This is a genomic window from Enterococcus villorum (assembly GCF_007990225.1).
In the GTDB taxonomy this organism is placed as follows: Bacteria; Bacillota; Bacilli; order Lactobacillales; family Enterococcaceae; genus Enterococcus_B; species Enterococcus_B villorum.
The window spans coordinates 175,728-198,822 of sequence record NZ_BJWF01000002.1 but is presented as its reverse complement, the minus strand read 5'-3'; the positions used below and the strand labels follow the sequence as shown (position 1 = coordinate 198,822).

At 36.0% G+C, this 23,095-nt stretch carries 19 protein-coding genes and 2 pseudogenes; 4 read left to right on the top strand and 17 right to left on the bottom strand.

All coding sequences use genetic code 11. The features are described from left to right. Nucleotides 1–107: 107 nt before the first annotated feature. A pseudogene (locus EVI01_RS02025) lies at nt 108–1,241 on the top strand (tyrosine-type recombinase/integrase). Nucleotides 1,242–1,334: 93 nt separating this feature from the next. On the opposite strand, the gene lepA reads toward EVI01_RS02025, so the two are convergent. Next, nucleotides 1,335–3,170, bottom strand: coding sequence for a translation elongation factor 4 (gene lepA, locus EVI01_RS02020; protein ID WP_010751960.1), 1,836 nt, complete (start codon nt 3,168–3,170; stop codon nt 1,335–1,337). 146 nt (nt 3,171–3,316) lie between these two features. Here lepA and EVI01_RS02015 point away from each other — a divergent pair, with 146 nt between their 5' ends. From EVI01_RS02015 to EVI01_RS02005, 3 genes are read left to right on the top strand one after another with little or no spacing between them, the layout of a single operon-like run. Next, entirely contained in the window at nt 3,317–4,537 is a 1,221-nt protein-coding gene (locus EVI01_RS02015) for a GNAT family N-acetyltransferase (RefSeq protein WP_010751961.1), read from the top strand. Nucleotides 4,538–4,553: 16 nt separating this feature from the next. Further along, a complete protein-coding gene (locus EVI01_RS02010) occupies nt 4,554–5,048 on the top strand; it encodes a nucleoside 2-deoxyribosyltransferase (protein WP_010751962.1) in 495 nt (164 codons plus the stop codon). Continuing rightward, nucleotides 5,026–5,706, top strand: a complete 681-nt coding sequence (locus tag EVI01_RS02005; RefSeq protein WP_174270070.1) for a DUF2238 domain-containing protein — start codon at nt 5,026–5,028, stop codon at nt 5,704–5,706. The genes EVI01_RS02010 and EVI01_RS02005 overlap by 23 nt, the downstream gene beginning before the upstream one ends. Nucleotides 5,707–5,764: 58 nt before the next feature. Here the strand turns inward: EVI01_RS02005 and clpB are convergent, their stop codons facing one another. The 16 genes and pseudogenes from clpB to polA all read right to left on the bottom strand — a co-directional run bounded on the left by clpB (nt 5,765) and on the right by polA (nt 22,962). After that, nucleotides 5,765–8,374: an ATP-dependent chaperone ClpB gene (gene clpB, locus EVI01_RS02000; protein WP_010751964.1), complete on the bottom strand. Its 2,610-nt coding sequence runs from the start codon at nt 8,372–8,374 to the stop codon at nt 5,765–5,767. Nucleotides 8,375–8,586: 212 nt separating this feature from the next. After that, entirely contained in the window at nt 8,587–9,633 is a 1,047-nt protein-coding gene (locus EVI01_RS01995) for a lysylphosphatidylglycerol synthase transmembrane domain-containing protein (RefSeq protein WP_010751965.1), read from the bottom strand. A 10-nt stretch (nt 9,634–9,643) separates the two neighbouring features. After that, nucleotides 9,644–9,916 (bottom strand): DUF1294 domain-containing protein, encoded by a 273-nt coding sequence (locus EVI01_RS01990; RefSeq protein ID WP_010751966.1) that lies wholly within the window; start codon nt 9,914–9,916, stop codon nt 9,644–9,646. A 26-nt stretch (nt 9,917–9,942) separates the two neighbouring features. After that, nucleotides 9,943–10,845: a diacylglycerol/lipid kinase family protein gene (locus EVI01_RS01985; protein WP_010751967.1), complete on the bottom strand. Its 903-nt coding sequence runs from the start codon at nt 10,843–10,845 to the stop codon at nt 9,943–9,945. Nucleotides 10,846–10,974: 129 nt separating this feature from the next. Beyond that, complete coding sequence (pepT, locus tag EVI01_RS01980; RefSeq protein ID WP_010751968.1) at nt 10,975–12,207, bottom strand: peptidase T; 1,233 nt, start codon at nt 12,205–12,207, stop codon at nt 10,975–10,977. Nucleotides 12,208–12,222: 15 nt separating this feature from the next. After that, the gene (locus EVI01_RS01975) at nt 12,223–13,368 is read right to left on the bottom strand and encodes a Nif3-like dinuclear metal center hexameric protein (protein ID WP_010751969.1); all 1,146 of its coding nucleotides are present in this window, start codon (nt 13,366–13,368) and stop codon (nt 12,223–12,225) included. Then, entirely contained in the window at nt 13,335–14,042 is a 708-nt protein-coding gene (locus EVI01_RS01970; RefSeq protein ID WP_010751970.1) for a tRNA (adenine(22)-N(1))-methyltransferase, read from the bottom strand. Before EVI01_RS01970 ends, EVI01_RS01975 begins: the two co-directional genes overlap by 34 nt. A gap of 106 nt (nt 14,043–14,148) precedes the next feature. After that, a pseudogene (locus EVI01_RS01965) lies at nt 14,149–14,583 on the bottom strand (hypothetical protein). A gap of 97 nt (nt 14,584–14,680) precedes the next feature. Continuing rightward, nucleotides 14,681–15,091 (bottom strand): hypothetical protein, encoded by a 411-nt coding sequence (locus tag EVI01_RS01960; protein WP_010751972.1) that lies wholly within the window; start codon nt 15,089–15,091, stop codon nt 14,681–14,683. Between the two features lie 28 nt (nt 15,092–15,119). Beyond that, nucleotides 15,120–16,046 carry a primosomal protein DnaI gene (gene dnaI / locus EVI01_RS01955; RefSeq protein ID WP_010751973.1) on the bottom strand — a complete coding sequence of 309 codons (927 nt, stop codon included), beginning with the start codon at nt 16,044–16,046 and terminating at the stop codon, nt 15,120–15,122. Continuing rightward, on the bottom strand, nt 16,046–17,425 hold the full coding sequence (locus EVI01_RS01950; protein WP_010751974.1) for a replication initiation and membrane attachment family protein: 1,380 nt from the start codon (nt 17,423–17,425) through the stop codon (nt 16,046–16,048). The genes dnaI and EVI01_RS01950 overlap by 1 nt, the downstream gene beginning before the upstream one ends. 40 nt (nt 17,426–17,465) lie before the next feature. Beyond that, nucleotides 17,466–17,939, bottom strand: coding sequence for a transcriptional regulator NrdR (nrdR, locus tag EVI01_RS01945; RefSeq protein WP_010751975.1), 474 nt, complete (start codon nt 17,937–17,939; stop codon nt 17,466–17,468). 446 nt (nt 17,940–18,385) lie between these two features. After that, nucleotides 18,386–18,718, bottom strand: coding sequence for a hypothetical protein (locus EVI01_RS01940; RefSeq protein WP_010751976.1), 333 nt, complete (start codon nt 18,716–18,718; stop codon nt 18,386–18,388). A gap of 122 nt (nt 18,719–18,840) precedes the next feature. Then, nucleotides 18,841–19,467, bottom strand: coding sequence for a dephospho-CoA kinase (coaE, locus tag EVI01_RS01935; RefSeq protein WP_010751977.1), 627 nt, complete (start codon nt 19,465–19,467; stop codon nt 18,841–18,843). Next, a complete protein-coding gene (gene mutM / locus EVI01_RS01930) occupies nt 19,431–20,267 on the bottom strand; it encodes a DNA-formamidopyrimidine glycosylase (protein ID WP_010751978.1) in 837 nt (278 codons plus the stop codon). Before mutM ends, coaE begins: the two co-directional genes overlap by 37 nt. A 49-nt stretch (nt 20,268–20,316) precedes the next feature. Further along, nucleotides 20,317–22,962: a DNA polymerase I gene (gene polA / locus EVI01_RS01925; protein ID WP_010751979.1), complete on the bottom strand. Its 2,646-nt coding sequence runs from the start codon at nt 22,960–22,962 to the stop codon at nt 20,317–20,319. Nucleotides 22,963–23,095 lie beyond the last annotated feature (133 nt).

The following is a 23,095-nucleotide window of genomic DNA, read 5'->3' as shown; positions in this document are numbered from 1 at the left end:
AAGAACATTTATATAAATACGAATACATACTTTTTTATTTTTAAACAGAATGCAATAAATAGATAAATTCTTACTATTTGAAAAAAGCTACGATAGGATTGATTTGTATGCGCGGAGGCGTTAGAAAATGCGGAAAACGTTGGTATTATTTTGAAGATATCAATGAAGATGGATCAAGAAAAAAAGTAGAAAAAGTCGGCGGAGATACTCGAGAAGAAGCTGAAGCTGCTTTACGTAAATTCTTGATAGATATTGATGAAACTGGACAGTATTTTTTGGGTACAGATACCCGAGTAAAACAATATCTTGATTTTTGGATGGAAGAATATGTCAAATTGAACTTAAAATACAATACTTACGTAAATTACCGTTATACTATCAAAAATCACATCAACAAGTATTTAGGAAAGAAAAAGCTAACTAGTCTCTCTCCTGCTCTACTTCAAAACTTTATTAATGATGAGTTTAAAAAAGGCTATTCAAAAAAGACAATGACCATTACACATTCTGTACTTAAAAATGCATTGAATATGGCTGTCTATCCGTGGGGATTAATTAAACAGAATCCTATGTTATATGTAAAAATACCCAAATACGAAGACCTTCCAACTACAAAAAAAGATTTAAAAATCATTTCTCTTCATGATTTTGATCGAATGCTTGAAATTACTCCAGAAGGACATCCTTTTTATATTCCTTTAAATATTGGATTTTAAACAGGCATGCGTGTGGGAGAAGTTTGTGGACTTACTTGGGATAATATAGATTTTTCTGCTGGCACAATTACTGTAGAAAAACAGATGGTAAAACAAGACAAAGAATGGGTATATGGTACACCAAAGACTAAGAGTTCAAATAGAACGATCTTCATTGGACAAACGTTACAATCTATACTTAAAAAACATAAAAAACAGCAATTAGAAAATAGAATGAAATATGGAAAATTTTACAGTAAGTCAAACGCAGTCTGTACGAAAGAAGATGGTGAGTTGGTTACACCAAGTGTTGTAAAATGGAATACTAGACGAATATCGAATGCCTTGACCCTCTCTTTTAATTTTCATTCGTTGAGACATACCCATGCTACACTCCTTCTTGAAAATGGAGCAAAGATGAAAGAAATTTCTGAGCGATTAGGACACAGTAGAATTTCAATTACTATGGATACCTACTCACACGTTACTAATAAAATGCGAAATGAAACAGTGGACATCATGGAAAATTTGAGACAGAACACTTAAGTTCTGCCACCGAAAAAAACCACCGGTGGCAATCCGGTGGCAAATCCATGTAAACATGGTCTATTTTTTACAACACTTTCAAACAAACCCTTCCTATTTCTTCGGTTCGTCCTCATCCATTTTCAGAACAGCCATGAAGGCTTCTTGTGGGACTTCAACAGAACCGATCTGTTTCATCCGCTTCTTCCCTTCTTTTTGTTTCTCTAATAATTTGCGTTTACGAGAAACGTCACCGCCATAACATTTTGCCAATACGTTTTTACGCAAGGCTTTGATGTCCGAACGTGCGACGATTTTTTGACCAATAGCTGCTTGGATTGGCACCTCAAATTGTTGACGTGGGATGAGTTTTTTTAGTTTTTCTACAATGGCTTTACCACGCTCATAAGCAAAGTCGCGGTGAACGATAAAGCTCAACGCGTCCACTTTTTCACCATTTAATAAAATATCCATTTTTACTAACTTGCTTTTTTGATAACCAGACATTTCGTAATCAAGAGAGGCATAACCTTTTGTGCTTGATTTTAACTTGTCAAAGAAATCAAAGACGATTTCTGAAAGTGGAATATTATAGACCACATTTACACGATAATCATCCAAGTAATCCATCGTAATAAACTCACCACGTTTTCTTTGAGAGAGTTCCATTACTGCGCCAACATAATCATTTGGTACCATGATTTGTGCTTTTACAAATGGTTCTTCCACATCTTGAATTGTTACTGGCTCTGGGAAGTCAGCTGGATTGTCTACAACTGTCATTGAACCATCTGTTTTGTTTACATGATAAATAACAGAAGGTGCTGTTGTTATTAATTCTAAGTTGAACTCACGCTCCAAGCGTTCTTGGACAACGTCCATATGCAACAATCCCAAGAATCCACAACGGAAACCAAATCCAAGTGCTTGTGAAGTTTCAGGCTCAAATTGCAATGCTGCATCGTTTAATTGCAATTTTTCTAATGCTTCACGTAAATCATTGTAACGAGAAGTATCAATTGGATACAACCCACAATAAACCATTGGATTCATTTTACGGTAGCCTGGTAAAGCTTCTTCTGCTGGGTTATCTGCTAATGTTACTGTATCCCCTACTCGTGTATCTTGAACTGTTTTAATACTTGCAGTAATGTATCCGACGTCACCGACCATTAAGAAGTCTCTAGCAACAGCTTTCGGTGAAAAAACACCTACTTCAGTCACATCAAAAGTTTTACCATTGCTCATTAACTTGATTTTATCACCTGGCTTGACCATGCCGTCTGTAATTCTGACATTTAAAACCACTCCTCGATAGCTATCATAAACCGAGTCAAAAATCAAAGCTTTTAAAGGTGCTTCGAGATCCCCTGATGGTGCTGGTACATATTCAACAATTTGTTCAAGAATGTCTTCAATGCCAATACCAGCTTTCGCACTTGCTAAAACAGCTTCGCTCGCATCAATTCCAATAACATCCTCGATTTCTTGACGCACACGTTCAGGGTCTGCTGCGGGAAGATCAATTTTATTGATCACTGGTAAAATTTCAAGATCGTTATCTAAAGCTAAATAAACATTGGCTAATGTCTGTGCTTCAATTCCTTGAGCTGCATCGACAACTAACACAGCTCCTTCACAAGCCGCAAGACTTCTTGATACTTCATAGGTAAAATCGACGTGCCCTGGAGTGTCGATCAAATGGAAAATATAGGTTTCGCCATTTTTAGCTGTATAGTTTAATTCAACGGCATTTAATTTAATCGTGATCCCACGTTCACGCTCTAGATCCATTGAGTCTAATAGCTGATCCTGCATTTCACGAGACGTCACTGTGTTCGTCTTTTCTAGAATACGATCGGCCAATGTTGATTTTCCATGGTCGATATGAGCGATAATCGAAAAATTTCGAATTTGCTCTTGGCGTTGCTTCATTTTTTTTATATCCATAGCGTCTCCTCTTTTCGTTTAATCAGCATCTCCCATTATATCAATGAAATGAGGGAATTTAAAGACTTTTTACGTAGTCAGCTTTAGAAGTTTTTTTTTGAAAACTTTGCTATACTAATAGCAAGTAACTAATTGGAGATGAAAGAATGGATCAAAAAGATTTCAGAGAAAATCTTGTGCTAAAACCTGTTACCGAAAAAGAAGTCGATCAATTTAATGAATTATTGTCTTACGTTTTTCAAGTAACAGAAGCAGATATTGAAGAAAGTGGTTTTGAAAATAAGCGGGCATTTATCCGCTCAAAGCGTCCTATTTTAGAATTATCCGAAGTTTTCGGATGGTTCCATGAAGATAAATTGATTTCTCAAATTGCCATTTACCCTTGTGAAGTGAATATTCATGGTACGCCTTATAAAATGGGCGGTGTGACTGGTGTCGGTACTTACCCAGAATATGCGAACCGTGGCTTGATGCAAGATTTGATTCTCGTTGCTTTAGACAACATGCGTAAAAAGAAACAATGGATATCTTATCTCTACCCTTACAGTGTACCTTACTACCGACGCAAGGGATGGGAAATCATGTCTGATAAATTGACTTTTAAAATTCGGGATACACAATTACCAAAACATGTTCCTGTAAAAGGCATGGTGGAACGTTTACCAGTTGATCATCCCGATGTCTATCGAGTCTATCAAAAATTTGCCACTCAGAACCATGGGGCTTTATTTCGTACTCATTTTCACTGGGAAGAATATTGGCGTTTTGAAAATAAAGAAGAACGAACTGCCGCAATCTATTATACGAATGACCATGAACCAATTGGTGTTTTATTTTATTGGGTGGCTGAAGAAATTTTCCATGTAAAAGAAATGTTTTATTTAAATCAGGAAGCACGAAACGGTTTATGGAATTTTATTTCTGCCCATTTTTCAATGGTTTATTGGGTTCATGGTGATATTTATAAAAATGAACCTCTTGCCTTTTTAATTGAAGACAGTCAAATCAAAGAACAAATCGAACCGTATTATATGGCAAGGATTGTTGATGTCAAAGAATTTCTCAAACAATTCCCGTTTGTTTCCACCGCTTGTCCTTTCCATTTTGTCGTGGAAGATCCTGTTGCTTCATGGAACAATGGTATTTTTGGTTTAGTTTGGGATCAAAATGGTCAATTGGATATTGTAAATGAACCTGTAGGAGAACCTGTTCAATTGTCCATCCAAACATTGACCTGCTTAATGATGAATTATCGTCGTGCGACTTATCTTGCTAGGATCGAACGGTTAAAAACAGATGATGAAACGCTTAAAACACTCGAATTGATTCTTCCAAATATGGAAGCTTATTTCAGTGATTATTTTTAAAAAGGATGTTGAGAAGATGAAAATTTATTTTGCTGCCCCACTTTTTGCCAAAAGTGATTTATTATATAATGCAATGCTTGTGAAAGAAATTAGAACACTGTCAGAGGATATAGACATATACTTGCCACAAGAAAACGAAGCAATCAATGATAAAACTGCTTATGCTGATAGTAAAATGATTGCTTTAGCTGACACGCAGAAAGTATGTGAAAGTGAGTTAATGATTGCTTTGTTAGATGGGGGAACAATTGATCCAGGCGTAGCCTCAGAAATTGGTGTGGCGTATGCAAAAGGAATCCCTATTATTGGTCTTTATACAGATAGTCGGCAACAAGGTGGTACTCATCCTAAAAAAATTGATGCTTTACAAGAAGTTGCAGAAAACCAATTTCATTATATCAATCTTTACACGATTGGTTTGATTAAATTAAATGGGATGATTGTTTCGAGTGAAAAAGCATTATTCCATAAAATAAAAACTTATTTAGATGGGGGCCTGTTCCGTGAATAAAACAATGAAAAAAATTCAGACGGCACTATTAATATTTGGTGCTTTCGTCGTTTGCTATAATATTTATGAATTTACCGTACAAAAATATTCAACTACTCAAGGGATCACCTTTATCATTGAATCACTAGCTGGAATTTTATTGATTTTTCTTCCCCAAATCGTGAGAAAAATAGCTAGAATATATGTGCCAGATGCCATTGTTCTATTTTATTGGTTTTTCTTATTTATTTCTGTATTTCTAGGAACTGGCATGCACTTAATTAGCATTATCTCTTTTTGGGATAAAATTTTACATGCGGTTAGTCCGATGGTTTTGACGGCATTAGGTTATGGTTTGATTGGCCTATTAATGAAAGATGCACCGATTTCTAAAACAAATCCTTGGCTATTTTTACTTTTCGGTTTTGCTTTTGCTGGCGTATGTGGCGTCTTTTGGGAATTTTGGGAATTTCTCTGTGATCAATTTTTAGGAATGAATCTTCAACGTTTTGCTGCTTCTGACGGCACGTTATTTGTAGGTCGTGCGGCTTTAATGGACACGATGGGTGATTTATTTACAAATACAATTGGTGCATTGATCATGGGCATTTTTGCTTGGGTTCAAGGAAGAAACAATAAAGAGTATTTTGAAAATTACCGACTAAAAATATTAAAGTGAATAGTTGATTCGATCAGTACAAAAAAAGAACCGAGATTATCCCTCGGTTCTTTTTGATTTATTCTGTTTCTTTTAGTTCTTCCGTTTTAAATTGAAGATTTCCATCTAGTAAGGTGATTGTCACTTTTGATTTTGGTAAAACATGTCCAGCTACAATTTCTTTAGCCAATGGTGTTTCAACTTCTTTAGTAAGGAAACGTTTCAATGGACGCGCACCATACGCAGGCTCATAGGCATTTTCTGCGATCCAAGTTTTCGCTTCGTCACTAATAGTCAAGATAATTTCTTGATGTTCAAGTCGTTTAGCTAGTTGAATAACCATCTTATCCACGATTCCCTTCACGTTTTCAAGGCTTAACGGTGTGAATAAGATTGTATCATCAATTCGATTTAAAAATTCTGGTTTAAAGTGACCACGAAGAATCGTTCTTACTTGTTCTTCCACATCCTCTGGAATTGTTCCATCAGCTGAAACACCTTCAAGTAATAATTGAGATCCAATATTGCTGGTCATAATCAGCACAGTATTTTTGAAATCAACAACACGGCCTTTAGAATCCGTCAAACGGCCATCATCTAAGACTTGTAATAGAATATTAAAGACATCTGGATGAGCTTTTTCAATTTCATCAAGTAAAACAATTGTATAAGGGTTGCGACGCACCGCTTCCGTCAATTGCCCGCCTTCTTCATAACCCACGTAACCAGGAGGCGCTCCAACTAAGCGAGACACCGCATGTTTTTCCATATATTCACTCATATCAATTCTGACCATATGATCTTCAGAGTCAAATAAGTTTTCCGCTAGAGCTTTGGCTAACTCTGTTTTCCCCACACCTGTTGGTCCTAAGAAAAGGAAAGATCCTAATGGGCGATTTGGATCTTGCAATCCTGCGCGCGAACGGATGACAGCATCACTGACAGCATCCACTGCTTCGTCTTGACCAATCACACGTTTATGCAAGGTTTCATTAAGCTTGATTAATTTTTCACGCTCACCTTCCACTAGTTTCGTCACTGGAATACCTGTCAGTCTTCCGACAACTTGTGCAATTTCATTTTCAGTGACTGACTCTTGCACCATTTTAATCTCGCTCTCTTTAGCTTTTGCTTCTAGTTCTTGAAGTTCTTTTTCTAATTGAGGAATCGTACCATGTCGCAACACAGCAGCTCTTTCTAGATCATAGTTATTTTCAGCATCCTCTAGTTCATGTTTGGCTTTATCAATTTCTGCACGTTTAGAAGAAACAGTATTTACTTCTTCTTTTTCTGTTTCCCATTGCATCTTCATAGCATTAACTTCTTCACGAAGGTCTGCTAGTTCTTCTTGTAAACTTCTTAAACGCTTTTTACTTGCATCATCAGATTCTTTTTTCAAAGCCGCTTCTTCAATTTCTAATTGCATCAACCGACGTGTCACTTGGTCTAATTCAGTTGGCATAGAATTCATTTCCACCCGTATCGTCGCACTTGCTTCATCAATTAAATCAATGGCTTTATCGGGTAAAAAGCGGTCGGTAATGTATCGATCAGACAATGTTGCAGCCGCAACTAATGCATTATCATGAATATTCACACCATGATGGATCTCAAAGCGCTCTTTTAGCCCACGCAAAATGCTGATTGTATCTTCAACAGTTGGTTCTTTCACTAGTACTTTTTGGAAACGACGTTCTAGTGCTTTGTCTTTTTCCATATATTGTCGATATTCATCCAGCGTCGTAGCTCCTATCAAATGCAATTCACCACGAGCAAGCATTGGTTTTAATAAGTTCCCTGCATCCATGCTACCCTCAGTTTTACCTGCGCCAACGATATTATGGATCTCATCAATAAATAAGATGATCCGTCCATCACTTTTTTTCACTTCTTTTAAAACAGCTTTCAACCGTTCTTCAAACTCTCCACGGAATTTTGCACCAGCGATTAATGCTCCCATATCTAAAGAAAAAATTGTTTTATCTTTTAAGTTTTCAGGAACATCTTTTCGTACGATTCGTTGAGCTAAGCCTTCAACAATCGCTGTTTTTCCTACACCAGGTTCCCCGATGAGTACTGGGTTATTTTTCGTTTTACGAGAAAGAATCCGAATCACATCTCGAATTTCTTCATCTCGTCCAATGATTGGATCCATTTTACCGCTTCTCACTTGCTGCACAAGATCGACGCCATATTTTTCTAGCGCTTTATATTGCTCTTCTTGATTTTTAGATGTCACTTTTTCTCCTCCCCTCATGTCTTCAATATTTTTACGTAATTCTTTTTCAGATAAACCATTTTTGGTTAAATAAACCGTTAATGGGTAATGTTTTAATTTCATCAACGCCAAGATCACAATTTCAGTAGAAAGAAATTCATCTTGGAAACTTTCCCGTAGTTGATCTGCTTCATTTAATAAGTTAAATAAATTTTGACTTAAGTTTTGACCATATTGAACATTGCCTCCTGATACAGATGGATATTCATCTAATACACGGTCGACTTCTTTTTCAAAAGCCTCTACATCTATTCCAGCATCAGTGTAAAGATTTCTTCCAAAATGATTTGGCTGTAAAAAAATCTTCCATAAATGGGCAATATCAATTTCTTGATGCTGTCTTGTCACAGCAATTTGTTGTGCTTCGGCAATCGCTTCTTGGAGCGTAGTTGTCATTTTTTCAATATTCATTTCATATACCTCCTAATTAGAGAATGCTTAGGTAAATATTCATTTCGACCCTTATTATAACTCTTTGGTCAGTTTTGGTCAAAAGATAACTTTCACTACTATAAAAAAACACCACAAAATGGATGAAATTGTAGTGACGCCCAAAAATTAGATTTTTGGTCTAACTTTTGGGGTCGCTTCAATCTCCAAAATTTGTCGTGTTTTTTCTTGTTTTATCTTGAATCATTGGTTGATCTTTTTTTCACGTCTCTGATCTCTTGTTTAATGACCTTTCTTCGATCAGCCAGTACATAAAAGAATCCATAAATAAAGGGCAAAATAAATGAACTGAATCGATAAAGCAATAAAGAGGAAACCGCATCTACCGTACCCACAAGTGGCTTAAATAATAATAGATAGACAAATTCAAATGAGCCGATTCCTGCTGGGGTTGGAATCACACCCGACAAAACCACAGCAAAACTGATAAAGGAAAAGGTCAATAAGAAATCAATTTTAGGATGATTCTCTACTAAAAAAAGGTAAGGCATAATATACCAAAATAGAAGTTTAAACATATTCCAAAAATAAATACGCCATAATGCGGTTCGATCTTTAAGAATTGTTTGAACAGTTTCTCTCAAAGAATAAATTTGCACATTGCATGTATCTACCCATTTTCTCAAACGTTCACTTTTAAATAATCGATTGGAAAGTCGAACAAATAAAATTTGTAAACGAAGACTCATTGAGATCGTCAATAAAAAGACAATAATCACACCAGTTAAAATAATTCCTGCAATAATGAACCAAATCATAGCTGGTCCTTTTGAATAAAATAATGAAAATTGGATGATTAATCCAATGACTGCATAAGTGATCACAGCTAATTTGTACATGATCATGTGTAAAGCAGTGACACCTGCTCCTTGAGAGTACTTCATTCCTTTTTTATTATAAAAATAGATTTCTGAAATTAACGTGCCCGTCCCAAAAGATACGATTCGATAAAATGCAACATAACTAGATGTCCAAAATCCATCAAAAGTTGAAAAATGTGGAGCAAAGGGGGTAACAATTTCTTTAATTGAACGTCCCTCTACTATTTGATAGATGGTTCCTAAAAGAAGGGCTATAAAAAGAACAATCAGACTCGTTGATAAAATTTCAGCAAAGATTTCAGCAAAAGATTGATTGATTAAATAATAAATAATAGCAAATATCCCAATTAATAAAATCAAATTCAACCCTATTTTTAATTTTGCTCCTTTTGTTGACATGGTTTACTCCTTAATGAAAAAAATAAATTAAAATCAAATCAACAACTACTCCTGCTGCAAATCCAATTGTAAATTTCTTTTTTCTCGTTTTATGACGAAAGACTTCACGTGAGATCAATCCACCAATCCCACCACCTAATAAGCTAACAAAGATCAAGTTACTTTCAGGTACACGCCACTTTCCTCTTTTTGCTTGATATTTGTCGTATCCCATTAAACAAAACAAATAGATATTTACCAAAACAAGATAAAACCATAAGGGATTGTGTATGAATACATCCATAGCTATTTCCTCCAAATTCCAGACATTTATTCTTTTTCTTGAGGTGCAAATACAGCTAGGCCTTTGGGAACTACAACTAATTCGATTGGTAAATCATCGGTCGCATCACCATCTGTACGTGTACCCACATTTTTTTCACGTGCTTGGATGTTTATTTGGCTGGCAGTCAAATAGTTAATCCCTGGTACGGAATAAATTTTTCCTTTAATGATTCGAGGAAGATAGAAAACAAAGCGAAAAATGTCTAAAGAAGGTATGATCGTTACATGAAACATGCCATCATCTGGAGAAGCAGAGTCATCAAAATTCGTATACCCGCCCACAGAATTTGACATCGTAACCGTTAATAATTGCGTTTTTCCTTTCCAATGTTCTTTCTCCGTTTTTATATCTAAATGATATTTTTTCTTTTTCAATAATAAATGCACAAATCGTTTAATAAAAATCCAAGAACCATATCTTTGCTTTTCTTTCTGACTAATCCAAACAGCTGTATCTGCTAATATTCCGATAGTTAACGTAGAAATAATTACTTCATCATTGACTTTTCCATAATCGATTTTACGTATTTGACCATCCAAGATGATTTTCGCTGCTTCTTCTTTATCTAAGGGAATGCCAAGTACACGTGCTAGATTATTCACTGTTCCTCCTGGTAACAATCCGACTTGGTAATGATCAAGTTTTTCTTGAAAGGCTTGAACAATATGGTGAATGGTGCCGTCTCCACCGATAATGATTAGAGTATCTACCTGATGTTCTTCCGCTTTTTTGACTAAAGTCGCATGTTTGACTGAAGGACCTGTTTTTGTCAGGTAAACTTTCAGTTCTGGTCGTTTCTTTTTGGTATAGTCTTGAAACCAGTTTGCTAATTTTTCACCTTCATCTTGTCCTGAACTTTCATTATAAAAAACTAGCAATTTTTCCATTCCTTTTCCTCCTCTTTCCTACAAAAACAAAGGGGGTTAAACGCTCCATTAACGGCTTCGTCTCCCCCCCATTTAGAAAAACAAATCACTCGAAACTTCGTGTGGCTCGATTCTTCTTTCTATTTGATTTTAAACGTTTGTATTCAATTCTGCAATTTTTACAATCACATCTGTTGCCTTTTCCATCACTTGAAGAGAAACAAACTCAAATCGTCCGTGCATATTTTCACCACCTGCAAATAAATTAGGTGTAGGAATACCTAGATAAGAAATTTTTGACCCATCTGTTCCGCCACGGACTGGTTCGATCACGGGTTCGATGTTCAAATCAATCATTGCTTGTTTTGCTAATTCGACAATACTCATATCTTTTTCGATAATCTCACGCATATTATAATATTGATCGTACATCTCTACTTTTACACGGATTTGATCGAAACGACTATTTAGTTTTTCTTGGATGTCTAGAATCTTCGCTTTACGTGCTTCAAATTTTTCACGATTGTGATCTCTTATGATATAACTCATTGTTGCTTCTTCGGTATTACCGTTCAATGCCATTAAATGGAAAAAGCCTTCATATCCTTCTGTTTTTTCTGGCACTTCATCTACTGGTAGCTCATTATGAAAATCAATGGCTAATTGCAAGGCATTAACCATTGTATCTTTGGCTGTTCCTGGATGAACGTTTTTACCTTGAATAGAAATATTTGCTTGGGCGGCGCTAAAGGTTTCGTATTGTAATTCTCCTAATGGTCCGCCATCAATGGTGTATGCAAAGTCCACATTAAATTGATCCACGTCAAATTTATCGGCTCCAACACCAATTTCTTCATCAGGACCAAAAGCTACTTTGATTTCTCCATGAGGGATGTTTGGATTTTTAATCAAAATTTCCATTGCTGTCATGATTTCGGCAATTCCAGCTTTGTCATCTGCACCTAGCAATGTACTTCCGTCTGTGGTAATCAGTGTATGACCACCATAATTTTTTAAATTAGGAAAATCTTTGGTGTTCAATGTATATTTTTCTTCACTATCCAAAACAATGGTTGATTCACCATCGTAGTTTTCAATGATTTGAGGATTCACATCCACAGCGTTAAAGTCCGCAGTATCCATATGAGCAATAAAACCAATTGAACGGACTTTTTTATCCGTATTACTTGGCAATGTTCCCATGACAAATCCATTTTCTTCATTGTAAAAAACATCAGATAGTCCTAATTCTTCTAACTCTTTTTTCAATACTTGTGCAAAAGCAACCTGTGTTTGAGTAGATGGGGTTGTTTTGCTCGTTCCATCAGAGCGTGTTTCTGTTTTAACATAACGTAAAAAACGTGGTAAAAGATTTTCGTACATAAGCAGCTCTCCTTTTTATTTAAATTGAAATGGGTTAGTATCCGTTTCAGAAACAAAGAAATCGATTGACCAATTTTCTTCTAACTTCCATTCCTCAAATTTTTCGACAAACTTTTCTTTACATAACGCTTCGATGTAATGTCCCGGATCAATGGCAGTTAATCCTGCACTTTGCATGTCTTGTGCTGTATGATAATAAATATCGCCAGTAATATAGACATCTGCATGTTGGGACAAGGCGTGTGGATAAAATTTTTCACCACTTCCCCCACAAATCGCTATTCGTTTCACCATAATATCATCAAAATTAGGACGGACCACTCGAAGTCCTTCTAACTGAAACGCTTCTTTTACACTTTCTATAAATGTTTCTAACGGAATTGCATCTGACAATTCGCCTATTCTACCAATTCCCCATGTTTCTACTGGTTCATTGATAGAAAACAAATCAAAAGCTACTTCTTCATAAGGATGCACGTGATACATCGCTTCCAATACGTCATTTTCAAGATTTTCTGGGAAGATGACTTCTACTTTTGCTTCCGTTACTTTTTCAAGTTGTCCCTTCTTTCCAATGCTAGGATCAGCTTCTTCATTCGGGCGGAAACGGCCTTCGCCAATCGTTGTAAAGCTTGTACGATCGTGGTTTCCTTGTTTACCGGCTCCAGCTTTGGCTAAAGCGTCACGTAGTTTTTCAGCATCTTGGACTGGTACATAGACAGCTAGTTTTTTATAATGACGTTCATGTGTTTTTAGCAAATAATTTTCTACTTTGATTCCCAATTTTTCACAAAACCAGTCATTTAAGCCATCTTCAATAATATCCATATTGGTATGGGCTGCATAGACCGCAATCTCATGCTTTAATAGGTCTGCATACATTTTTTCTTGTGGATTATCCGTTGTTAAACGTTTGACTGGTCGAAAGATTGGCGGATGTTTTGCAATCAGTAAGTCAATCTTTTTTTCAATAGCTTCTTGAACTACTTCCGGACGCACATCTAAGGTCATCATCACGCGTTGGATTGGTCTATTCAGTGTCCCAATATGTAACCCGACTGGATCATTCGCTTCTGCGAGCCATTGGGGACAATATTCTTCAAATTTTTGAATAAAAACTTTACCGTTTATTGCCACTCGTTCAACGCCTCCTCTATCCATTGGATCTCTTGTTTAATTATTTCCATTCTTTCCTGTTGATTTGTGGCTTTTGATAATTGGTTTACAATGCGCTTTCGTTGTTTCAATTCTCTTTGCCATTTGCTTTTAAAAATTTCTGTCTTTTCTTGTAATAAAATAGGACCAAACATGATCTCTTTCTCATTATACATACGCATTTTTTTCGTCTTTTCTGCGACAATAATTTCATATATTTTCTTATTTTCTTCTAAAATCTGCTCAGCAATGATTTCATACTGATTTTCTTGCAACCATATGCGTAGCGTTTGCTCCCCAATATTCGGTTGCAAAATCAAACGTTCATTTCCAGTTAAACGCTTGTTTTGAGTTCCTGCTTCTAAAATATCGCGAATCAACGAACCGCCCATCCCAGCAATTGTAATAGTCGTGATTTGATCCGTTGCTTCTATGGCATCTAAACCATTTGCTAGGCGAACAATAATACGTTCTTTCAACCCATTTTTTTGCACTTGTTTTTTCGCCGAATCATAAGGACCTTTCACCACTTCACCAGCTACTGCAAATTCAATTTTTCCTTTTAACATCAATGCAACTGGTAAATACGCATGATCAGAGCCAATATCTGCTAAAAAAGCACCTTTAGGAACAAATTCACCTACTGCTGCTAAACGTTTTGATAAGTCTAAGTGGTTCATACTGTCACTCCTTTTCACGTCATTATAGCATTTTCAGCATAAATTAAGGAGACTTGAAAAATAAAAACATCAAATCTCCTTGATTTTATTTCTATTTTATCTTTCTTTATTCAATCACTGAGATTTTAATAATTGAATGACCAGGAATTTGTGGTGGAATAGACATCGTCATCATTGGTTTTTCTGTTAAAATAAATTCAACTTGATCGCCTTTTTGAAAAGCTTCTTTTCCGCCTTCTAATTACTCATTAGAGGCGTTTAATGTCACTCCATCGTTTGAAAAGGAAGTGCCAATATTTTCTGGATCTTCTATTTCTTTTACATTCACTACTTTGATTTGAATTGTTGTTTCATCTGACTCAGTGATACTTTCAATATCACCTTGAAAAACGCTTTGCTCCTCTGTTGAAGAATGACTTATTTTTGCAGGCGTTTCCGCACTGATTGAATCAATTGATTCTAAACTTTCATCTTTACTACCACAGCCTGTCAGTAAAAACAGTAATCCCGTCGCAAGCAAACAAGAAAAAATCACTTTCATCCCTTTGTCCTCCAGATAATATTTATATTGATTCTATTGATGATCGGTTTTTTTCACCATTTACTAAATGGTTAACACCCCATCATTCTTTTTATAGTCAATCGATTTTTATCACTTTCGATAATTGATCATTGGAAATTTGCGGCGGCATTTTTTTTGTTGCTATGATGCGATCAGACGAAAAGATAAATTTTATTCGATCGCCTCTTTTTAATTTTTTTATCTTACCTTGAAATTTCTCTTTTGGTATTTTGATGGTAAAAATTGATGAAAAAGGGTGGTCCTTAGCTGTCGCTTGTACAATTCCAACATAACGACCTTCTTCTTCCAAGTCACTGATTGTTTCGATCGTTCCGATTACTACGAATGGTTGATGCACTAAGGTTTGTCCGATTTGTTCAGTCTGTTCAGTTGATTCTCTGCCTTCATGAGACAGATTATTGTTGCTGTACATAAAACAAAATAACAGAAACAACGGAAAGAACAAACTTAGTATCACAAGTTTCATAGTAATCTCCTTAAATAGTTTTCGACTTTTATCCGTTTCTTCGATTACGTCCGGTCATTTCAATCTCTTTGGTCAAATAACGGATTCGTTCCATGATTCGTTTGGCTTTTAATGGTTCTTCATCCCCACGTTGAGTTACAGATAAATGTTGTTCAAGTTCATTCATCGTAAAATTCGATGAGAAAAATGTCGGTAACTGTTCTTGCATTCGGTACTGTAATATGACACCGAAGACTTCATCTCTGATCCAACTGCTCATGGCATCCGCACCAATGTCATCCATCATTAAAATAGGTGAACGTTTCACTGCATCTAACTTTTCTGCTACTTGGTCTTTGCCGATCGCTTGTTTCATCTCCACAGCAAATGTGGGAAAGTGTACTAAAGTTGTCGTATAGCCTTTAACCGCTAATTCTCGTGCCGTTGCTCCTAAAAGGTAGGTTTTACCGATACCAAAGCTACCTACTAAATAAAGACCTTTGTGATAACCTTTTGGATCCGCACTGTACTGTTCAACAAAATTTAGTGCCTCAAAGCTTGCATAGCTACGTCCATCGCTTCGCTCAAAGTTCTCAAATGAAGCTTCTTGAATATCTTTTGGCATATCCACGGCTTTAATTCGATTTCGAATTTCTTCTTGCCTTTTCTTCGCTAACAAAGCTTCTGTAGGCACGTATGTGACATCTACATAATGAAAGTTCAATGTTAATTTGGGCTCATAGCCGGGAGCGATCATCGTCGGATCGTTTTGCTCAAATTTTCGTTTTTCTTGGACAAATTCATATAATTTTGCATAACTTTTCTCAATGTCTTCTTGTGTCAAGGCTTCTTTGTGAGCCGTTAAAAAAGCCTGTACATCCGAATCATTTAAGACTTCTTCAATCATTTCAGCAAATTTTTGTTGATAATTTCGTTTGCTGATGATTCGCTTTAATTCTTTTCCGACATCTTCCATTAGCTATCTCCCTCCTTTTTAGCGAAATATTCTTTGAAACGTCTTTCAATCTCTTCTTTTTTCTCACTACTGATCTTTTTCTCTTCTTTTGGTTGATTGACCCAATCTGGCAGTTTTTCTCGGCGAACGTTACGGCGATTAGTAGCATACGTTTGTTTTGGTTTATTAGCTGTTTGAGTTGCTTTACTGCTGATTTTACGTATATGTTCCACGGCCTCTTCTGGTGTTGATACTTTCTTTTGAGCCCATTCATTGGCAATCGTATTTACATAATTGGCTGTCAAACTTGAGTGACCTTTGATGACAAGAACATAGTTAATCAAGACATTGATCACGCTATTTGAAAGACCTGATCGTGAAACCAACTCTTGGAGTAACCAAGTCTCTTGTTTCGAAACATAACCACCTTTTTCTTGTTTTAGTGCCTCTAAATATTTCATAGGTGGAATACTCTTGGCTTCTGTTATTAATTGTAGAGCTGCATTTGTCAAAGTTGGTACAGGCGCTTTTGTTTCGCTCTTAACCGTGGTTGCTACATTTTCTGGCTGACTAGTTTTCTTATACTGTTGTTTGGTTAAAATCAAACGTTGAAGTTCTTTTAAGGAGACTTCTTGAGCAGAAAAGTCATAAGCCTGAACAACCCATTCCCCTAGAGTTAATTCATCAAAACCATAAAGAAGATGATACATGGTTAATTGTTCTTTCAATGCAGGATCTATCGTTGGAATATGTTTTTTTGTGAGCCAATCAGTTAAAAAGTGCCAATCTAAAGAAGCTTGTTCCTCTTTATTTAGGACTGACTTCACGCTTGGTTGAGTAAACGAATCCTGCATTTGTTCAATTTTTTCTTGATCAGCCGCATATGTCTCTTCACTAAAGCGATAAACATCCAAAAACTTTTTAGTCATTTTTTGATAACCATTTGTTGAAAACTGTTTGGGTTGAAATAATTGGATCAACTGATCAAATCTTCTTTGCCCTACTTTTTCCAATAACAAAAAAGCAAGCACATGATCTTTGAAAAAAGCAAAAGGTTCCATAGGCTCTAATAGTTCATAGATAAAACAAGAACCTAAGCTAGGGTCTTCTTTGTAAAAAACATCTAATAGCCCGATTCCTTCTAATTTTTTACGTGCTTCATAAAATTGTGGCAATCCGCAATTCAAGCTACTTAAAAGATCAGCATGTAATCCTTCCGTTCCTTCTCCATGTTGTAAAGGAATTTCTGATAGAAGAGTAAAATACAGGCTTAAGGCTTCGCTACCGATTAAAGGTTGGTATAGGTACAGTAAAGACGTTTTCCCATCTTCCTTAAGAGGATAGCTTTTTCTTCCTTGGTAGATATTCTTAGGTTGAAGCTCTTTCCATGCATTGTCCAAGGAAATTGGCCTCCTTTTACTTCATTTTGTTTTTTTTAATTTATTCTTTATTATTTTCTTTGGCTTTATCCACAATATCTTGCAATTCTTTTAAGAAAACAGACATATCTTTAAATTGACGGTAAACACTAGCAAAACGAATGTAGGCAATTTCATCCAGGTTGACTAAATCCTCCATGACGTATTCCCCAATCAAAGTCGTCGATACTTCGTTTTCGCCAAGACTTCTCACCCGATTTTCGACATGGTTAACGATTTGTTCCATTTGTTCCATAGCAACCGGTCTTTTTTCCGCAGAACGAATCAATCCCCTTAAAATTTTGTCGCGATTAAATTCTTCTCGCTCTCCATTTTTTTTGATGACTAGTAAAGGCGTTGCTTCAATTCTTTCAAATGTAGTAAAGCGAAAAGAGCAGTTCTCACATTCTCTTCTTCTTCTTATCGCCCGTCCATCATCGGCTTGACGACTATCGATTACACGAGAATTATTGTGTTGACATCTCGGACATCTCATTTTTTTCACCTCTTCATAGGAGTAATTTACTTCTTAAAATCAAATATTTGTTACATATCTTAAATAAACTCAATAGTTATTTATTCTATTCAATTTTTATTGATAAATGATATACACTAATAGTTACGCAAAAGGTATTCTTTTCTCATTGTCGCTTATTTTCATAAAAAATATTTCCATCTGCAACTAGTTGTATTATAACATGAAACAATTCCTTCATGCGACTCTGCTATGTAAAATTCCCCTGTAGAAAAACATTTTTTTCTATATGTTTACCTAATTTGTCTTAAATATCAAAAAATAGCGCTTGACTTTTTAAACATGAGGTAAGAAATGAGAACAAAAAATGTAATAATTGACAAACAAAGAAAAAGTAACCGTAAGAAACCAGCTAAATGTCTAGTTTCTTACGGTTACTTCGTGCCACTTTTAAAGCATTAGATTGCTTAAAGTTTTTCTTCGATTCCTGTATAATGCTTCATCCGTTGCTCATCAATTTTTTGTTGTTCAGGAATATGATCTGCTTCTGGAAGTGGCGTTTTTTTATGCGTAGGATCTTCTTTGTGGCGTTCTTGCGTCAGGTCTTGTTCTTTGGCTTCTTTTTCTGCCTGTTGGTCTTCTAGTTCATTGATTCTTGCTTGGTAGCGTTCATCATTTTCTTTTGCAACTTCTGATTGTGCACGTCCTTCATCAATCAATTCATCTTTATTCAACATTTCACCAATTTTTTCTTTTGCTGAACCTACGATTTTATCTTTTTGATTTTTAAAAGTCCCCATAACAATTCCCCTCTTTTCTTTATATTCAGCATAGCAAAATATCTGAATATACTCAAAGAAATCGTTTAATGAACGTTCCCAATTCATTCGCTTTATTATCCATATGAGGTGAGTGCTTTCACTTACAAACGAAAATCTGCTAACCAATTTTCGATTTGCTGCGTCAGTTCTTCTTTACTTCCACGATTATCAAAAATGATATCTGCCCGTTCTTTTTTCTCTTCAATTGATAACTGACTTTGGATTCTTTGGGTAGCTTCTTCGTAGGACAACTGGTTTCTTTTCATTAACCGTTGTAATTGGAGGTCTTCAGGAAGATAGACAACTGCTACAGCGTCCACTTCCTCTTCATAATGTCCTTCAAATAGCAAAGGGATGTCTACAACGACTAATGGATAGTTTGCTTTTTTCTCCCTAATTTGCTCTTTGATCGCATGACGGATAAATGGGTCTAGTAGTTGGTCAAGTTTTTTTCGCCGTCTATCTGAATAAAAAACAATCTTCGCTAACGCACCTCGGTCAAGTGTCCCATCTTTTTTAAGGATCGCTTCCCCAAACTCTTGAACTAAGCTTCTTAGTCCTTGCGTATTGGGTTCAACTACCTCTCTTGCAATAATATCTCCATCAATCACTGGTATGCCATGCTTAAGAAATACGGCAGCTGCGGTACTTTTCCCAGTTGCAATTCCTCCGGTTAAACCTAGCACATAACCTACTTTTTGATTCTTAGTTTTTGGCAATTTGGACAATAGTGCGTCCCCCTTTGCGCTACTTTGGTTTTAACGATTGGCGTATGACAACGAATACATGGTTTTCCTGTTTGTCCATAAACATGTAAAGCCACTTGAAAGTTCCCTGATTCACCTAATGCATTCAAGTAACTTCTGATAGTTGTTCCTCCTGCTTCGATTGCTCGTGATAAGACATCAATAATTGATTTTCTTAACAACTCAATTTCTTTTGATTTTAGCGTATTCGCAGGTTGTTCAGGGTGAATTTTGGCTTCCCACAAAGCTTCATCTACATAGATATTTCCTAAACCCGTGACTAATTTTTGTTCCAACAGCAATGGTTTGATTGCTTTATGTGACTTTTGTAATCCTAGACTAAATCCGTCTAATAAAAATTGATCCGGTAATGGTTCTGGTCCTAATTTCATGATTCCTTTATAAGTAGCACTTGCCCCTTTTTCAACCAAGGTCATGCGACCAAATTTTCGTACATCATGATAGCGAAGCTGGCTTCCATCTTCAAAGAAAAAAATGATATGAGTATGTTTATCAATGAGCTCATTTTTTTCAACAAACTGATATTTTCCTTCCATTCTCAAATGGGATATCAGCTCATAATGGCTTAAGTGAAAGATTAAAAATTTCCCTCTGCGGTCAATGGATTCAATTTCTTCTCCTATTAATGAAGCTTCAAAAATCGGGGCTTCTGGTTGCTCCACAATTTTTGGCCATAAGACTTGCATTTTTTTGATTTTTTTTCCTGTCACTAAACGTGTTAGTCCTTTACGAACTGTTTCGACTTCTGGTAGTTCTGGCATTTTTTCACCTTCGTTTTATTTGTTCTGATTCACTAACTGTGCTGTTTTATTATTTTGCTTCATACCATGTTTTTCCCCAACTGCTATCAGTAATCAATGGTACATGTAAGGAAACTGCATTTTCCATGACTTCACTGACTAACTTATCCAATGTTTCTAACTCTTTTTCAGGCACTTCAAAGACTAACTCATCGTGTACTTGTAAGAGCATCGTCGCTTCAAGCTTTTCTTCTTTTAAACGTTTATTTAATTCAATCATCGCAATCTTGAGAATGTCTGCTGCACTTCCTTGAATTGGTGTATTGATGGCTGTTCTTTCTGCAAACGAACGGATATTATAGTTTCTAGAATTGATATCTGGTAAGTAACGACGACGATGATAAAGAGTTTCAACAAATCCTTGATCTTTAGCTTGCCGAACAATTCGCTCCATATATTCCTTTACACCTGGATATTTTTCAAAATAGGTATCAATATATTGTTGAGCTGCTTTTCTTGTGATTCCTAGATTTTGTGACAAGCCGTAATCAGAGATACCATAAACAATTCCAAAATTAACAGCTTTCGCTTGGCGACGCATATTTGGTGTCACATCTTCCGCCTTCTCAATACCAAAAACTCGCATGGCCGTACTTGCATGGATGTCTTGCCCTTCAAGAAAGGCGGCTTTTAGATGCTCATCATTCGAAATATGAGCAAGTACACGTAATTCAATTTGAGAGTAGTCAGAAGAATAAATGAGCCAATCTTTTTCTCTTGGAACAAACGCTTGGCGGATTTTTCGCCCTTCGTCCAATCGAATCGGAATGTTTTGTAAGTTTGGGTCAACGGAACTTAAGCGTCCAGTTTGTGTTAAGGTTTGAATATATCTCGTATGGACTTTCCCATCTGATTGAATCACTTTCAGCAATCCTTCAACATATGTCGACTGAATTTTCGCAATTTGACGATAAGTGAGAATATCATCCACAATGGGTGCTTGTTCTCTTAGCTGTTCTAAGACATCCACGGCAGTTGAATACCCCGTTTTTGTTTTTTTAATTACTGGTAGACCCATTTTTTCGAATAAAATGACCCCTAGCTGTTTTGGTGAATTTAAATTAAAGGTTTCTCCTGCTTCTTTATAAATAATTTGCTCGATTTCTTTTAGACGTTCAGAAAATTCAATTTTCATTTCTTGTAAACGTGAAGCATCGACTTTGATTCCGGTGATTTCCATTTCAGCAAGGATGATGGAAAGTGGTAATTCCATTTGCCGGAAAAGTTCCATTTGATTTTTTTCTTCTAACTCTTTGCTTAATTGTGGGGTCAAAACATTAATAGCGGCTACTTTTCTCGCAAGATGAGCAAAGAAAGCTTCTTCGTCTGCCGGCAAACCTTTTTTCGCACCTTTTCCATAAACCACTTCATCTGAATGGACTTCATGATAGCCGTAATGCGCAGCAATTCCTTCAATATCTGTGCTTTTCTCATTTGTATCCAGTAAGTATGCGCCAAGTAATACATCAAAGTCGATTCCTTTGGTTTTTGTCGTATAACGGTTCAATGCAACATAGGTCCGTTTCGCATCATACACTTTTTTTAATCGATTAGGGTCAGCTAACCAAGAGTAAAATGCATCATTTTCAAAAATCCCTAAATCATTTGTCACATAAATTTTCTTGTTTGTGCCCCAAGCGACACCAACGATATCTTCTGTGTGATAATTATCCCCCATCATTTCCACGTATAAAGCCATATCCGTGGTAAACATGTCCTCATGAAATTCATGGACAACTTCAAATAAGATATCTTCCATTTTTACTTCTTCTTCAACAACATCCAATTTTGAAAGAAATTGTTTGAAGTCCATTTCTTTATAGAAAGTGATTAATTTTTCTAGATTTTTTCCTTCATACTTCAACCCTTCAATGGAAACTTCCACCGGAGCATCTGTATTGATCGTAGCTAATTTTTTAGATAAGAATGCTTGCTCTTTATCATTGATTAAATTTTCTTTCATTTTGCTTTGCTTCATTTCATCAATGTGTTCATAAATTCCTTCAACAGACCCATACTCTTTTAATAATTTGATGGCGGTTTTTTCACCGATTTTCGTTACGCCTGGAATATTATCTGATGCATCTCCTGCGAGTCCTTTTATGTCGATAATCTGCTTGGGTTCTAATCCATCATATTTTTCAGCGACATGTTCAGGGGTGTAACTTTCGATGTCACTGACACCTTTGACAGTAATGTCGACTTTGACTTCTTTACTTGCCAATTGAGTCAAATCGCGATCGCCTGATAAAACAACCACATCAAATTCTTCTTTATTAACTTTTTCAGCTAATGTCCCAATGATGTCATCGGCTTCATAGTTTGGTAGTTCGTAATATTTTACACCTAAGCCTGTTAATAATTCACGAATATAAGGCATCTGCTCTTTAAACTCTCCAGGTGTTTTGGAACGTCCTCCCTTGTATTGGGCATACATTTCTGTTCGAAAAGTCGTTTTTCCTGCATCAAATGCAACAAGCACATGCGTGGGTTGTTCTTTTTGCATGACATTTTCAAACATCGTGTTAAACGCATAGATAGCATTTGTATGCAATCCATTTCGATTTTTAAATCGCTCTAATGAATTGTGTAAAGCAAAAAATGCACGAAAGGCCACACTATTTCCATCTACAAGTAATAATTTATTTTTTGTCATTTGCTTAACTCCTTACTGTAAAGTTCTTATCCATTCTAACAAAGAATACGGAGGAAAGCGAAAAGAAAAACACGCAAAACAATATTTATGAAACAAAAAAAGAGTGAAAAGCATTTGAACTTTTCACTCTTTA